14 protein-coding genes are annotated in these 14,944 nt (G+C 72.3%); 3 read left to right on the top strand and 11 right to left on the bottom strand.

The features are described 5' to 3' along the window. Positions 1 to 106: 106 nt before the first annotated feature. The 4 genes from epsC to V3N99_12480 form a co-directional block, all read right to left on the bottom strand. Complete coding sequence (gene epsC / locus V3N99_12495; protein ID MEO3937563.1) at positions 107 to 685, bottom strand: serine O-acetyltransferase EpsC; 579 nt, start codon at positions 683 to 685, stop codon at positions 107 to 109. A gap of 88 nt (positions 686 to 773) precedes the next feature. After that, entirely contained in the window at positions 774 to 1,703 is a 930-nt protein-coding gene (cysK, locus tag V3N99_12490) for a cysteine synthase A (protein MEO3937562.1), read from the bottom strand. A gap of 430 nt (positions 1,704 to 2,133) precedes the next feature. Further along, positions 2,134 to 4,131: a hypothetical protein gene (locus tag V3N99_12485; GenBank protein ID MEO3937561.1), complete on the bottom strand. Its 1,998-nt coding sequence runs from the start codon at positions 4,129 to 4,131 to the stop codon at positions 2,134 to 2,136. Positions 4,132 to 4,315: 184 nt separating this feature from the next. Beyond that, positions 4,316 to 4,699: a hypothetical protein gene (locus V3N99_12480; GenBank protein ID MEO3937560.1), complete on the bottom strand. Its 384-nt coding sequence runs from the start codon at positions 4,697 to 4,699 to the stop codon at positions 4,316 to 4,318. A 197-nt stretch (positions 4,700 to 4,896) separates the two neighbouring features. Between V3N99_12480 and V3N99_12475 the strand changes: the two genes are divergently transcribed. Further along, a complete protein-coding gene (locus V3N99_12475; GenBank protein ID MEO3937559.1) occupies positions 4,897 to 7,173 on the top strand; it encodes a (Fe-S)-binding protein in 2,277 nt (758 codons plus the stop codon). Between the two features lie 37 nt (positions 7,174 to 7,210). Here V3N99_12475 and V3N99_12470 read toward each other — a convergent pair whose 3' ends face one another. From V3N99_12470 to V3N99_12445, 6 genes are all read right to left on the bottom strand, one after another. Continuing rightward, complete coding sequence (locus V3N99_12470) at positions 7,211 to 7,633, bottom strand: hypothetical protein (protein MEO3937558.1); 423 nt, start codon at positions 7,631 to 7,633, stop codon at positions 7,211 to 7,213. Position 7,634: 1 nt separating this feature from the next. Further along, on the bottom strand, positions 7,635 to 8,273 hold the full coding sequence (locus tag V3N99_12465; GenBank protein ID MEO3937557.1) for a hypothetical protein: 639 nt from the start codon (positions 8,271 to 8,273) through the stop codon (positions 7,635 to 7,637). Positions 8,274 to 8,337: 64 nt separating this feature from the next. Continuing rightward, positions 8,338 to 9,264, bottom strand: a complete 927-nt coding sequence (locus V3N99_12460; GenBank protein MEO3937556.1) for an ABC transporter substrate-binding protein — start codon at positions 9,262 to 9,264, stop codon at positions 8,338 to 8,340. 57 nt (positions 9,265 to 9,321) lie between these two features. Next, positions 9,322 to 10,095 carry an ABC transporter permease gene (locus V3N99_12455; protein ID MEO3937555.1) on the bottom strand — a complete coding sequence of 258 codons (774 nt, stop codon included), beginning with the start codon at positions 10,093 to 10,095 and terminating at the stop codon, positions 9,322 to 9,324. Then, the gene (locus tag V3N99_12450; protein MEO3937554.1) at positions 10,092 to 10,736 is read right to left on the bottom strand and encodes an ABC transporter permease; all 645 of its coding nucleotides are present in this window, start codon (positions 10,734 to 10,736) and stop codon (positions 10,092 to 10,094) included. The genes V3N99_12455 and V3N99_12450 overlap by 4 nt, the downstream gene beginning before the upstream one ends. Beyond that, positions 10,733 to 11,881: an ABC transporter ATP-binding protein gene (locus V3N99_12445; GenBank protein ID MEO3937553.1), complete on the bottom strand. Its 1,149-nt coding sequence runs from the start codon at positions 11,879 to 11,881 to the stop codon at positions 10,733 to 10,735. The genes V3N99_12450 and V3N99_12445 overlap by 4 nt, the downstream gene beginning before the upstream one ends. A gap of 195 nt (positions 11,882 to 12,076) precedes the next feature. On the opposite strand from V3N99_12445, the gene V3N99_12440 reads away from it, so the two are divergent. Beyond that, positions 12,077 to 13,561 carry an aromatic amino acid ammonia-lyase gene (locus tag V3N99_12440; GenBank protein MEO3937552.1) on the top strand — a complete coding sequence of 495 codons (1,485 nt, stop codon included), beginning with the start codon at positions 12,077 to 12,079 and terminating at the stop codon, positions 13,559 to 13,561. Between the two features lie 37 nt (positions 13,562 to 13,598). Here V3N99_12440 and V3N99_12435 read toward each other — a convergent pair whose 3' ends face one another. Next, positions 13,599 to 14,303: an alpha/beta fold hydrolase gene (locus V3N99_12435; protein ID MEO3937551.1), complete on the bottom strand. Its 705-nt coding sequence runs from the start codon at positions 14,301 to 14,303 to the stop codon at positions 13,599 to 13,601. Between the two features lie 152 nt (positions 14,304 to 14,455). Between V3N99_12435 and V3N99_12430 the strand changes: the two genes are divergently transcribed. Next, positions 14,456 to 14,860, top strand: a complete 405-nt coding sequence (locus tag V3N99_12430) for a hypothetical protein (GenBank protein MEO3937550.1) — start codon at positions 14,456 to 14,458, stop codon at positions 14,858 to 14,860. Positions 14,861 to 14,944 lie beyond the last annotated feature (84 nt).

Genomic DNA, 14,944 nt, shown 5'->3' with positions numbered 1-14,944 from the left:
ACCGCCGTCGAGTGCCAACGGGTGTGACCAGCATGTCAGTGGTCCAGGGGGCCAAATCCGTTGTCCACAGGGCAGTTTCGGGCCTGGGGCGGACGCCCCCCGTGCCTCAGATCCAGATCGCCGGGCTCTGGTCGAGCAGCTCTTCGGCGCTCAGCCCGGGCACGGGCTGCCTGATCTGGGCGGGGATCCCCACGGCCACCGAGCCCGCCGGCACGTCCTTGGTGACGACGGAGTTCGCGCCGATCTGGGCGTCGTCACCGATGGTGATGTCGCCGAGCACCCGGGCGCCCGCGCCGATGGTCACCCGGTCCCCGACGGTCGGGTGCCGCTTCACGCGCTGGAGCGAGCGGCCTCCGAGAGTGACCTGGTGGTAGATCATCACGTCGTCGCCCACGATCGCCGTCTCACCGATCACGACCCCCATGCCGTGGTCGATGAAGAAGCGACGGCCGATGGTCGCGCCGGGATGGATCTCGACCCCGGTGAGCGCGCGGTTGAGCTGCGACAGCAGCCGTGCGGGCAGCCGGGTGGCCGGGTCGCGCCACAGACGGTGCGCGAGCCGGTGCCCCCAGACGGCGTGCAGGCCCGGCGAGGCGAGGAAGGTCTCGACGCGGGACTGGGCCGCGGGGTCACGGGCGATGGCCGCGTCGATGTCCTGCACGACCTCGACGACGGCACGGGTCAGGACCCCCCTCGCCCGCCTGGGCGCGCCGAGTGAGCCGGCGGCACCGGCGGGGCGGCGGCGGGACGAGAGGTGCCTGACGTCGTGCACGTCAGTCGACCAGGCCCTCGAAGAGGATCGTCGAGAGATAGCGCTCGCCGAAGCTCGGGATGATGACGACGATGGTCTTTCCCTCGTTCTCGGGGCGCTGAGCGACCTGCACGGCCGCCGCGATGGCGGCACCGGAGGAGAGGCCGACGAGCAGACCCTCCTCGGTGGCGGCGCGACGGGCCCACGCGACCGAGGTTGCCGCGTCGATGTCGATCACCTCGTCGTAGATGTGGGTGTCGAGGATCTCGGGCACGAAGTTGGCCCCGATGCCCTGGATCTTGTGCGGGCCCGGTGTGCCGCCGTTGAGGATCGGCGACTCGAGGGGCTCGACCGCGATCATCGAGATGGCGGGGTTGAGCGCCTTGAGGCCCTGCCCCACCCCGGTGATCGTGCCGCCGGTGCCGATGCCGGCCACGACGATGTCGACCCGGCCGTCGGTGTCGTCCCAGATCTCCTGCGCCGTGGTCGCGCGGTGGATCGCCGGGTTGGCCTCGTTGGCGAACTGACGGGCGAGGACGCCGCCCCGCTCGGCCGCCAGCTCCTCTGAGCGCGCGACCGCGCCCTTCATGCCGGTGGCCGGGTCGGTGAGGACGAGCTCGGCGCCGAAGGCGCGCAGCAGCGCCCGGCGCTCCTTGCTCATCGACTCGGGCATGGTGAGCACGACCCGGTAGCCGCGGGCCGCCCCGACCATGGCCAGGGCGATGCCGGTGTTGCCCGAGGTCGCCTCGATGAGCGTGCCCCCGGGCTTGAGCTGCCCGGACGCCTCGGCGGCGTCGACGATGGCGACGCCGATGCGGTCCTTGACGGAGCTCGCCGGGTTGTAGAACTCGAGCTTGGCCGCCACGGTGGCCTTCGCCCCGTCGGTCACCTTGTTGAGCCGCACGAGGGGGGTGTTGCCGATGAGCTTGGTCACGTCGTCGTGGATGGGCACGGTGTGTCTCGCCTTTTCTGTCGTCACGTCGCGGAGGGCGTGCTGGGGGGTCTCCCCCATGAGAACTCACATCTGGTTATCCATGTTCCAAGATCGAGTTATCAATCGGCAAGTCCGTCTCACCCGCTACTGCTGCGGGGTACGCCGCCGTGGAGCTGGTTCCGTCGGTCGTGAGGCCGGCCTTGCGAGTCCGGTGCGGGTCAGGCGCGGACCGCGCAGGCCCGGTGCTGGCTGGAAGCCGGGGCCACGGCTGACGCGCGGCCAACGGCAGCGCGACCCGGATGCAGGGGTGTCGACCCTGTCTGCAGCACTGCTGCGGTCCGATCGATCCGGATGACCGGTCGGCCGACCACGAACGGACTCGTCGGCCCCACCCAGGTGGGACCGACGAGTCCGGTCAGACGTGGGGTGGGCGGGCTGCCCTCCGGCGTCAGCGGGGGGTCACCGCCCAGATGCCACGGCCATGGGTGGCCACGACGGCGGCCCGTCCGTCGGGTGACGTGGTGACGTTGTTGACCGAGACGTTCGGCACTCCCGTCACGTGCGCCCACCGGGTCGGAGTCGAGGCGCTCGCCGTGAAGAGCCCGGTGTCCGTGCCGAGGACGAGCTGCCCGGCCACCACGGCGAGGGCGTCGCCGGGGGTGTCGGGCAGGTTGCCGCTGATGTCGGCCCAGGTGCTGCCTCCGTCACGTGACTCGAAGACGACGCCCTGGCCGCCACCGGGGATCCACCGTCGCGAGTAGCCGTTGTAGACGGCGTAGACGTGGGCCGGGGCGGCCGGGTCGACGGTGAGTCCTGCGACGTAGCGCTGCGGCAGGTTGGGTGCCGCGATCCGGCGCCACGTGCCGCCGTAGTTCGTGTCGATACCCGAGGCATAGGCCGGGCCGGGGTTGCCCCCACCACCGATCCACCCGGCATACGTCGTCACGCCGCTCACGGCGATGGCGGTCGACTGGTTGTGACCGCCGGCCGCGTCGAGACCCAGGTCGTGCGCACGGGTGAAGTCGCAGGTCGCTCCGGCACAGCTGGTGCCCCAGCCCTTGACGGTGTCCCACACCGCCGAGCCACCGACGACCCAGTGGTTCGAGTCGTGCACGTCGGAGGCCAGGGGCGCGATGAAGCGGGCCACCGGGTCGCAGTCGGCGCCGGTGTAGGTGCCGCAGACGGGGCTGAAGGTCGTGTAGGAGTGGCCGCCGTCGCTCGTGCGGTACATCAGCAGGTTGGTGTACTCCCCCACCATCCGCGCAAAGCTGCGCGGGTCGGTGATGACCATGCCGCCGTCGCCACCGGCCGGCTCGACGGCGCCGCCGTTGGGTCCGATCTTGGCAGTCCCGTTGTCCTGCAACCCTCCCCAGTATCCGACCGTCCCCGGCGCCGCGGCTCCAGCCCTGGCGTCGTAGAACTGCAGGGTGCGCAGGCCGGTGTTGTGGTCGGTCCATCGGCCGTAGCCGGACACCGTCAGGGGGCGGGAGTAGACCCCGCCGTCGTTCCCGATGACGACCTGCCCGTCGGCCATGGCCGCGAGCGCGTGCTGGTCGGGGTGCGTGGTCTTCGGGCAGCCGGTGCCGCAGGCGAGTCCGAAGTTCCAGTAGGGGCTGGCAGTGGTGAAGGTCGCCCCGCCGTCGGTGGTCTGGAAGACCTCCTCGAGGCTGACGTAGACGTGCTGCGCGTCCGCTGGATCGACGAGCAGGGCCTGGTTGTACCAGGACTGGATACCGACGTGGTAGCCCGGCGAGCCGTGTTCGAGAGCCGAGCCCGAGGCCCCGAGCTTGGCCGAGTCGGCCAGCAGCGACCAAGGGCCACGGGGGTCACCGGTGGTCGAGACGAAGACGCCCTGCAGGTTGGTCGCCCGACCGGCCAGCAGCTTGCGCGGCGACTCGACGATCGCGTAGAGGCGGGAGCCGTCCGCGGCATACTGCATCGTCGTGCGACCGATGTCGCTCGCGTCGATGGCGCCGGTGGGCGCGTAGGCGGTGAAGGAGCCCGCCCCTCCGCCGGAGGTCGAGCGGTAGAAGCCGTTGTAGGACGAGCCGTTGCGCCACCCGAGCACCGCGGTGACGTCAGCACCTGAGGTGCCGGGGCGCACGACGACGTCGGTGATGATCGAGGTGAGGTAGGGCGAGCCGGTGGGGTTGGGGTCGGGCTTCAGCACGAGCTGCCAGGCACCGGTCGTCGTCGTCGAGCGGTGGCGCCACAGGCCGCGGCTCGTGGCGGCGAAGACCCAGCCGTCGCCGGCGTCGCGCAGCCGGTAGACCTGCGCGTTGAGCAGCTCGCTGCCACCGACGCGGGCGTAGGTGCGACCGTGGTCGACCGAGCGGTAGACCCCGACCCCGAGGTAGGAGTCCTGGTTGGTGTTGGCCTCGCCCGTGCCGACCCACAGGTCGTGGGACGAGTCGACCAGGAGGCTGCCGACCGAGAGGCTGGGCATGGAGTCCCACACCGGCTGCCAGGTCGCGCCTCCGTCCGGTGAGCGCCAGACCCCGCCGTCGGCGGCGCCGGCGTAGAGCCAGCGCCCGTCGGTCGCGAGCGCCGTGACGCGGCCGCTGACCGTGCCGAAGCCGGACCCGCTGTTCGACCACTCGAGGTCGGTGTACCCGCTCGGGTTCGCGTTGTTAGGCGGCGGTGGTCACCTCGGTGACGCGGGCTGACGCCGGCGCCATCCGCTGGGCCGCCGCCCGGGCGGCGAGGACGGCCGCGGCCGAGACGCTCTCGGCGGGGGCGGAGCGCTCGTGCGCGAACTCCTCCGCGCGGTCGGCGACCTCGAGGGCGTCGCCGTCCTCACCGGGAGAGTCACCGGCCTTCGCGGCCTGGGCGGCGGCGACCCGGGCGTGGGCGGCCGCCTCGCGGGCGGCCGCGCCGGTGAGCGGGGTGGGGGAGCCAGCTGCGAGCACCGGCGCGCCGGCGACGACGACGAGCGCGAGAGCGGCGCCCAGGGCGGTGACCACCGCACGGGCCGATCGTGGACGCCGGGTGAGTCGGCGGGTGGGCGGTGACATGGGGGCTCCGGTGGTCCAGGTGTCGTCCGACACGTGCCGGACGAGTGAGACCGTGCCACCGTGCCCGCCAGAGGCAACCCTTCACAGAAAATCCGCAGGCGACGGGCATTATTGACACAGGCGATCGCCGGCCGACCCCTGCGAGGGCTGTCACAGCCGGGCTGAGCGGGCGCTTACCCGACAGTAGAGTGACGGCCATGACCGTGCTCCAGATCATTGCCGCCGTGGTGAGCATCGCCGTGGCCCTCGTCGGCACCGTGCTGCTCGTGCTCGTGGTGGGACGCTTCGTCGCCACCTTCCGCCTGGGCCAGCCGGCACACCGCACCGACCGGCCTGCGGCCCGCACGGCGACGCTGCTGCGCGAGTTCCTCGGCCACACGCGCATGTCGCGGCTGCCGGTCGTCGCGACGGCGCACTGGTTCACGATGATCTCGTTCGGGGTCCTGTTCTTCACCCTGCTCACGGCCTTCGGCCAGCTCTTCTCGCCCGGTTTCGCGCTGCCCCTCATCGGCCACTGGGTGGTCTACGAGTGGGTGACCGAGCTCTTCGCCTGGACCGGGCTCGCAGGCATCCTGCTGCTGATGGCCGTGCGCCAGCGCCAGCACCCGCGCAGCGCCCCGGGCGAGGGCGGCCGCCGGTCGCGGTTCTACGGCAGCAGCTTCTGGCAGGCCTACTACGTCGAGCTGACCATCCTCGGCGTGACGATCTGCATCCTCGGGCTGCGTGGGCTGGAGTACGCGCAGGGACGTGCCGAGGCGGCCCGGTACGGCGCCTTGAACGACGACTACTCCTGGGCCTCGACGACCCACTTCCCCGGCACCTCCTGGATCGGCGACCTCTTCTCCGGGACCGGCCTCGGCACGATCGAGGCGCTCGTCGTCGTCGTGGCCGCGGTCAAGATCCTCATCTCCTTCGCCTGGATGATCACCATCGCGCTGACCCCGACCATGGGCGTCGCCTGGCACCGCTTCCTCGCCTTCCCCAACATCTGGCTCAAGCGCCACGCCGACGGCCGCACCTCCCTGGGAGCGCTCCAGCCGATCCACGTCGCCGGCCAGCCCCTCGACTTCGAGCACGTCGACGACCTCGACGAGGACGTGCCGCTCGGCGTCGGCAAGGTCGAGGACTTCACCTGGAAGGGTCTGCTCGACTTCTCGACGTGCACCGAGTGCGGTCGCTGCCAGAGCCAGTGCCCGGCGTGGAACACCGACAAGCCGCTGTCCCCCAAGCTGCTCATCACCACGCTGCGCGACCACAGCCACGCGAAGGCGCCGTGGCTGCTGGCCGCGGACGAGGCGCGTGGGGGCCTGTCCGACACGGTCAAGGCGGCCGCTTCGCCCGATCTGCTGCTCATCGGCAACACCGGTTACGACGTGTCAGCGCCCCTGGGCGCCTACAACCCGCACGGCCCCGATGCGGTGATCGACCAGGACGTGCTGTGGTCGTGCACCTCGTGCGGCGCCTGCGTCGAGCAGTGCCCGGTCGACATCGAGCACGTCGACGCCATCGTCGACATGCGCCGCTACCAGGTGCTCATCGAGTCGGCCTTCCCCGCTGAGCTGGGTGGCCTCTTCAAGAACCTCGAGAAGAACGGCAACCCCTGGGGCATGGCGCCGCGCATGCGGCTCGACTGGGCCAAGGACCTGCCCTTCGAGGTCAAGATCGTGGGTCAGGACGTCGAGGACCTCACCGAGGTCGACTACCTCTTCTGGGTCGGCTGCGCCGGCGCGCTGGAGGACCGGGCCAAGAAGACGACGCGGGCCGTGGCCGAGCTGCTCGACAGCGCCGGCGTCACCTTCGCCGTGCTCGGCGAGGGCGAGTCGTGCACCGGCGACTCGGCCCGCCGCGCCGGCAACGAGTTCCTCTTCCAGATGCTGGCGACGCAGAACGTCGAGGTGCTCAACGAGGCCAAGGCGACCAAGATCGTCGTGACCTGCGCACACTGCTTCAACACGCTGAAGAACGAGTACCCCCAGAACGGCGGGCAGTACGAGGTCGTGCACCACACCCAGCTGCTCAACCGGCTGGTGCGCGACAAGCTGCTCGTGCCCGTCGCCCGCCCGGGCGACGCGTCGACCGCGGGCGCCGCATCGACCGCTCCTGTCGTGACCTACCACGACCCGTGCTACCTCGGTCGGCACAACAAGGTGTATGCTCCGCCGCGCGAGCTGCTCGGCGCCCTGCCCGGCGTCGAGCTGCGCGAGATGCCCCGCAGCGGCGAGCGCTCCTTCTGCTGCGGCGCCGGTGGCGCGCGCATGTGGATGGAGGAGAAGCTCGGCTCGCGGATCAACATCAACCGCACGCAGGAGGCGCTCGCGACGGGCGCCGACCGGATCGCCGTCGGCTGCCCCTTCTGCAAGGTCATGATCAGTGACGGGCTGACGGGCATGCAGGCGAGCGGCACCGCCCGCGAGGACGTCGAGGTCGTCGACGTCGCCCAGATGCTGCTGGCCGCCGTCCGCCGCGGCGACTGACCGGCATACGCGCTGCACTCGGGCGGAGTGCGCTGGGTCAGGGCGCGACGGGCGTAGGGATAGCCCTCCGCGCCAGGGCGAGGGTCAGGGCGCCTAGGACCAGTGGGACGAGCCCGAACCACAGCGGGCTCTTCGCCCAGGCGTCGCCGATGACCATCGCCCGCACGAGGACGCCGACCAGCACCGCCCCGACGACCACGTCGACGACGGCGAGGGCGGTCGTGGGGCGCACCCCGGCCCCGCCCGCGCGCGCCAGCCCGACGATGGCCACCACGGTCACCGCGAGGTAGGGCAGGGTGACGACCGCCGCCGCCAGGCCCAGCGGCAGGAGCAGCCCCTCGAGCTCGGCATCCGGGCGGCTGCCCGCCACGACCATCGTCGTCTCCACCGCCACGGCGGCGACCGCGAGCAGCAGGCGGACCACGTTGGCGGCGAGGAGGGGGAGGACACCCGGCCGCACGTCAGGAGGTCGCGATCACGTCAGACCTCATCGGGGCCAGCCGGGCCACCCCGAAGAGCACCTCGAGCGCGAGGCGCAGCGCGATGGCCGGGTCGATGGCGCTCTTGGTCTGGTCGATCGCCGACCGCAGGGCGGTGGCCGTGACGACGTGGCGGTCGGCGACGGCAGCGCCGAAGAGCCGCTCGGTCTCGAGCACGGCCGGGCGCAGCTCGTAGGCCTGGCGCAGCGGCGGGCGGGCCGGTGCGTGGTCGGCCCCGACCGTCGTGACCACGGTGCCCGGCTCGGCGCTGATGAGCTGGTGCTCGGTCTGCGCGTAGAGCTGGGCCGCGTCGGGGAACGCCGACTCCGGCACCGCCCGCCCGGCGAGGGGCTCGAGCAGGGACCACACGGTCCCGACGGGGGCAGGGCTGGTCACCGGGTCGCCGGTCAGCCGCGCCCGGACGGCGTCGTAGGTCAGGAGCGAGCCGGGCACGAGGTCGTGGTGCTCGACGTCGAAGCCGGCCGCCGCCAGCGCCGCCTCGGCCGTGGCGGCCGCGAGCGTGGCGACGTAGTCCTCCACACGCACGCCCCCACCGGGCTCCTGCACCAGTCGGATCGCCGCCTCGCGGATGCGTGTCTCGGCGTCGGCCAGTGTGCCCATGCCTGTCCCTCCGTGGTCGTGGTGCCGGGTGCCGTGGTGCAGATCTGCCGGGTTCCGCCGGGGCTCAGCCGAGCCCGTTGGCCGCGAGGAACCCCTTGGCCACCTCGGAAGCATCCTTCTTGTCGATGACGACCTGCTTGACCAAAGCGGCCAGGGTGGTGGTGTCGAGCTTGGCCGAGACCGCGTTGAGCGCACCGTTGACCGTCTCGGTCGACTTGCTCTTGGTGATGAGCGGCACGATGTTCTGCGCGGCGAAGAGCGACTTGGGGTCGTCGAGGACGACGAAGCCGTTGGCGGGGACGTTGGGGTCGGTACTGAAGAGGTCGGCCGCCTGCACCTGACCGTTCTTGAGCGCCTGCACGGTGAGCGGGCCGCCCGCGTCGAGGGCCTTGAAGTCCTTGAAGGTCAGGCCGTAGACCTTGAGCAGGCCGGGGAGGCCGGTGGGGCGGGTCTTCATCTCGGGCGGACCCCCGAACACGACGTCCTTGGCCACGGGCGCGAGGTCGGAGATGGCCTTGAGGCTGTACTTCGCGGCGGTGTCCTTCGTGACGACGACGCTGTCCTTGTCCTCGGCCGCCGACTTGTCGAGCACCAGGAGCGTCGCCGGCAGCGCGGCCTTGAGCTCGGCGTAGACCTCGTCGGAGGTCGTGGCCTTCGCGTTCTTGTCGAAGTAGCTGTCGAGCACGCCGGTGTACTCCGGAACGAGGTCGATCGAGCCGTCCTGCAGCGCGGGGATATAGGTCTCGCGGCTGCCGATGTTGGGCTTGGTCGAGACCTTGACGCCCTTGGCCGACAGCGCGCCGGCGTAGATGTCCATGATCAGCTCGGACTCGGGGAAGTTGGCCGAGCCCACGACGATGGTGTCGCTCGGGGCCGCGGACGCCGAGGCGCCGCCACCGAGCGGGTCACCGGAGCTGCTCGACCCGCAGGCGGCGAGGCTCAGCGCGGAGACGAGGGAGAGTGCGACGAGGGCGGTGGGAGTGGTCTTCATGGGAAACATTCTCTCTTCTGGCGGAGGTCACGTGGTGCACGTGACGTCGGAGGGCGGTCAGGCCGAGGTGGGCAGGGCAGGTCGGTGGGTCGAGACCGCGGCCTCGGCGGGGTCGGCGGTCTCGGGTGATCCCCCGCGGCCCCGGCCGGCGCGGCGGTCGACCCGGCCGCTGACCCCGGGCGAGACGACGAGTCGCTGGACGGTGGCGAGCACGAGGTCGACGACGATGGCCAGCAGCGCGACGAGCAGGGCGCCCGAGGCCATCTGGGTGTAGTCGCGCACGGCGAGCCCGTCGATGAGGAAGCGGCCGAGACCGCCGAGGGCAGCGGTCGCCGCGATCGTCGCCGTGGCGATGACCTGGAGGAAGGCGGACCGCAGCCCCGAGAGCATCAGGGGCAGGGCGACCGGCACCTCGACCTTGCGCAGCACCTCGAGGCCCCGCATCCCCATCCCCTTGGCCGCGTCGCGCGCAGCGGGGTCGACCTCGTCGATGCCGGCGTAGACGCCCGACAGGATGGGCGGGACGGCCAGAATGACGAGCACGAGCTCGTTGGGCAGGTAGAACGCGAGGTCACCGCTCAGCCGGGGGCCGAGGAAGAGCACGACGAAGTAGAGCAGCCCCAGGGTCGGGATGGCCCGGGCCGCGCCGGCCAGCGTCACGACGAGGACCTTGCCCCGGCCGGTGTGCCCGATCCACAGCCCGAGCGGCACGGCGATGATCGCCGCCACCAGCACGGCCACGAGGGTGTACTCCAGGTGCTCGAGCAGCCGGCGACCGATGTCGGCGGCATGGGCCGGGTCGGTGAGCCACCCGAGGACGTCGCCGATCACGACGCCACCCGCAGCCGCTGCCACGGGGTGAGCACCCGGGTGAGCCCGACGATGGTGAGGTCGAGCACGAGCGCGAGGACCACGCAGGCGACGATGCCGATGACGATGGGGTCGAGGAAGTTGCGGTTGAAGCCGTCGGTGAAGAGCGACCCCAGCTGCGAGACACCGATGATCGCGGCGACGCTGACGATGCTGACGTTGCTGACGGCGGCCACCCGCAAGCCGGCGGCGATGACGGGCACGGCCAGCGGCAGCTCGACCCGCACGAGCCGGGCCAGTGGCTTGTACCCCATCGCGGTCGCCGACATCTGCACCTCGACGGGGACCGCCCCGAGCCCGTCGGCCACGGTGCGCACGAGCAGGGCCACGGTGTAGACCGTCATCGCGACGAGCACGTTGAACGGATCGAGGATCTGCGTGCCGAGCAGCCCGGGCAGCAGGATGAAGAGCGCGAGCGAGGGCAGGGTGTAGAGCAGGCCGGTCCCGATGATGAGCGGCGGGTAGAGCCAGGAGTACCTTCGGGCCAGCCAGCCGAGCGGGAGCGCGATGAGCAGCCCGATGAGCAGCGGGAGCACCGCGAGGTAGAGGTGGCGCCCGAGCAGGGTCGCGATGTCACTCAGGTGCGAGGTGAAGTAGCTCATGGATCGTCCTGCGCGGTGCTGCCGCTGCTGCCGGTGCTGCCGGTGCTGGCGGCCGACGCGTGGGTGGGCGACTCGCCGATCGCGGTCACGACCTCCTGCGGGAGGACAGTACCGAGCAGGACCCCGTCGGCGCCGACGACGACCCCGCGACCGGACGGGGACGACAGCGCCGCATCGAGGGCGGCGCGCAGCGAGCCGTCGACGGCCGCCACGGTGCCGCCGCGGTGGATCGACTCCTGGCGGACCACGTCGGTGACCTTCGACGGCTCGACCCACCCCACCGGGCGGTCCTGCTCGTCGACGACGAGCACCCACGGGGCCTGGGTCGAGGCGCGCAGCTGCTCCCCCGGCATACCGAGGGGGATGCTGGGCTCTGGTCGGATCGGCAGCGTGCCGGTGCGGAAGCTGAGCGACCGGTAGCCGCGGTCGCGCCCGACGAAGTCGGCGACGAAGTCGTCTGTCGGCTCCTTGAGCAGGTCTCGCGGGGCGGCGATCTGGGCCAGGTGGCCGCCGACGCGCAGCACCGCCACCTGGTCGCCGAGCTTGATCGCCTCGTCGATGTCGTGGGTGACGAAGACGATCGTCTTGCCGAGATCGCCCTGCAGGCGCAGGAACTCGTCCTGCAGCTGCTCGCGCACGACCGGGTCGACCGCCGAGAAGGGCTCGTCCATCAGCATCACGGGCGGGTCGGCCGCGAGCGCGCGCGCGACGCCGACGCGCTGCTGCTGCCCACCGGACAGCTGCGTGGGGTAGCGCTTGGCCATCGAGTGGTCGAGACCGACGCGCTCCATCAGCTCGAGGGCGCGGTCGCGGGCCTTGCGCCGGTCCCACCCCAGCAGCAGGGGCACGGTGGCGATGTTGTCGACGATCGTGCGGTGCGGGAAGAGACCGGCGTGCTGGATGACGTAGCCGATGCCGCGACGTAGCACGGCCGGGTCGACCGACGTGGTGTCCTGGCCGTCGACGAGGATGCGGCCGCTGCTCTGGTCGATCATCCGGTTGATCATGCGCAGCGAGGTCGTCTTGCCGCAGCCGGAGGGCCCGACCAGGACGGTGATCTGCCCTGACGGGGCCACGAGCGAGAGCTCGCCCACCGCCACCGTGCCGTCGGGATAGGTCTTGGTCACGGAGTCGAACTCGATCATCCGTCTCATCCTTGCGGTCGGGTGCAGAAGGGTCTGACTACGGGCAGCGGGTGAGACGGGCGGGGAGCGGGGCACGATATGCCTTGACGCAGTCGTCGAGCCTGCCACATGCTCCTGCTGGCCTCAACCGCGGCAGTGTCGTGCTCCTCGTCACCGAACACCGCCATACCCGCTCAAGGCTGGAGGAAACGTGCCGTGATCCTGCTCGATGGCGCCCACCTGACCCTCGAGGACGTGGCTGCCGTCGCCGACGGCGGCGACGTCGAGGTCGCCCCAGCCGGTCGTGAGCGGGTCGAGAAGGCGGCGGCGGCCGTGGCCCGGGTCGCCCTGACCCGGGAGGTCTACGGGCGCACCACCGGGGTCGGCGCCAACCGCGACCGCCCGCTCCCACCCACCCAGGTCATCCGCGCGGCCGGCCGCGACCAGCGGCCCGGGCTGGGACTGTTGCGCAGCCACGCGGGCGGGTGGGGCACGACGTACGACGAGCGCGTGGTGCGGGCCGGACTCGTCGTGCGGGTCAACCAGCTGCTCGTCGGAGCCTCCGGCGCCTCGACCGGCCTCGTGGACGCGCTCGTCGGGCTGCTCGCCGAGGAGTCCGGAGGCCAGGCCGTGGTGCACTCGGTGGGGGCCGTCGGCACCGGCGACCTCACCGCGCTGGCCGAGGTCGGGCTGACCCTGCTCGGCGAGCGGCCCCGCGCCGACGGGCAGGTGCGGGCCACGCCGAACCTCGCCCGGCTGTCCCGGCTGCACGACCACGACGCCCTGCCGCTGATGTCGAGCAACGCCTTCACCCTCGGGCGGGCGGCGCTCGGCTGCCTCGAGCTCGAGCGGCTGTCGCGCCGGGCGATGACGGTCTACGCCCTCTCGCACGTCGCCCTGGCGGGCAACGTCGAGGCCCTGGGCGCGGTGGTGGGGCGGGTCACGCCCTTCGTCGGGGCGGCCCGCACCGCGCAGACGGTCACCGGCCTGCTCGGCCCTGACCCGGTGGTGCCGGCGACGCAGCTGCAGGACTTCTTCGGGCTGCGCACATACCCCCAGGTGCACGGGCCGCTGCTCGACCAGCTGGCCGTGCTGCGGAGCGTCGTCGAGACCCTCGCCAACGCCGGGTCGGAGAACCCGGCCGTCGATGCGACGACCGACCCGCCGACGGTGGCGCACCACGGGGGCTTCCACACGGCCTACCTCACGCTCGCGGTCGACGCGACGCTGCTCGCCCTCGCGCGGTCGGCCGCCTCGGGGCTGCCGCGCATCTCGCACCTGCTCACCGACCCCGGCGCGGGGTTGCCCCGCTTCCTCGCCGGGGTCGACGCCGGGGCCTCCGGCCTGCTCATCGCGGAGTATGCCGCCGCCGCGGGCGTCGAGCGCCTGCGCGGTGTGGCGGCCGCCCCCAGCAGCCTCGGCACCGCCTACCTCTCGGCGGCGGTGGAGGACGACGCCAGCCACTCGAGCGCCGCTGCGGGCCGGCTCACCGCGGTCGCCGACGACTACCGGCACCTCCTGGCGTGGGAGCTGCTCACCGCGGTGCACGCGGTGCGGCTGCGCCGGGTGACCCTGCGGGGACCGCTCCGCCAGGTGCTCGACGCGTGTGAGGGCATCGTGGTCGACGAGAGCGACCACGACCCCGGGCCCGACCTCACGGCCGCGCTGACGGTGGTGGACGGGCTTGACGAACCGGCCTGAGAAGCGTTGGGGGACACGGCCGCTCGCAGGGCGTGCCTCAGAGGTGAGCGACCGTGCCCGCCGCGAGAGCAGCGCGCTCGCTCACCGACAGCGCGGGGTCGAGGGGCTCACCGAGCAGCGTCGCCCGCAGGTGGGCGGTGAGCAGCCGGTCCCACAGCCGCCGCCGGCGGATCATCGAGTGCTTGGCGCGGGCCAGCCCGACGAAGCTCGCGGCGACCCCGTCGGCCTGCAGCCGGCGCACGACCGCGCCGCTCGCTCGCGGTGACGTGACGGTGTCGGACAGGCCGTGGACGATCAGCAGCCTCAGCTCTGGGTGTGCCTCGTGCAGCTCGGCCTCGACGTCGGCCTTGGCCACCCACGGGGCCAGGGCCACGACGCTCGACACCCGCTCGTCACCCATCAGGCGCAGGGCGACGCGACCACCCATCGAGTGCCCCACCAGGGCAACCGGCACACCGGGGTAGCGCGCAGCCGCGTCCTCGAGGATCACCCGCACGTCGGTCAGCGGGCTCTGCGCCACGCCGTTCCAGCCGCGCACGGCGTAGCGCACCCGCGCGACGGCGAAGGTGCCGTCGCCGGCACGTCGTACGGTGCGCGCGAAGGGCACCATCCACCAGACCGGCACGGCCCACCAGGCGTTGCGCCGGGTGCTCTCCTCCTGCCCCCCGTGCAGCACGAGCACCACGGCCGTCGGGACGGACGGCTGGGCCTCCCAGCGCACGTCGGCGGTGGGGGTCGGCACGAGGAACATCGTAGGCGTCGGCCCGAGCCGCGAGCCGCCCCACCCGGGAGGTACTACGACCATCGCCCGATGGTGGGCCGCCCCCTCCTGCCGCGACGGTAGAGACATCGGAGCCGGACCGACCGGCCCACCACGTCCCCCCGGAGCGCGACATGTCCACTGCCACCACCGCCCTGCGCCTCGTCGGCGCCGGCGCCGTCACCATCGCCCTCGTCGCCTCGGGCACGGCGGCCGCCAACGCCAAGGGCGGCCACGACGTCCGCACCAGCGGCAGCTGCTCGGCGAGCAGCACCTGGAAGCTCAAGGCGAAGCCCGACAACGCCAAGGTCCAGATCGAGCTCGAGGTCGACTCCAACGTCGTCGGCCAGACCTGGGCCGTCAGCCTCCAGGACAACGGAGCCTCGGTCTTCGCCGGCACCGCCGTCACCGTGGGCCCCTCCGGCTCCTTCACGGCTCGCAAGCTCACCCCCAACCGGGCCGGCGCCGACAGGGTCGTCGCTGTCGCGACCAACGCCGCCACCGGCGAGACCTGCCGCGGCGCACTCACCCTGCGCTGACCCGACCCACCGTCGAGGCCCCTCGGGGCCCGGACCCTCCACTCCACCTCCCGTCCCCCGCCCGGTCGGAGCATCAAGCCCCGC

The sequence above is a fragment of the Dermatophilaceae bacterium Soc4.6 genome (genome assembly GCA_039889245.1).
Taxonomy (GTDB): domain Bacteria; phylum Actinomycetota; class Actinomycetes; order Actinomycetales; family Dermatophilaceae; genus Lapillicoccus.
The sequence above is the reverse complement of the archived record's forward strand: the minus strand, read 5'-3'. Positions and strand labels throughout refer to the sequence as shown.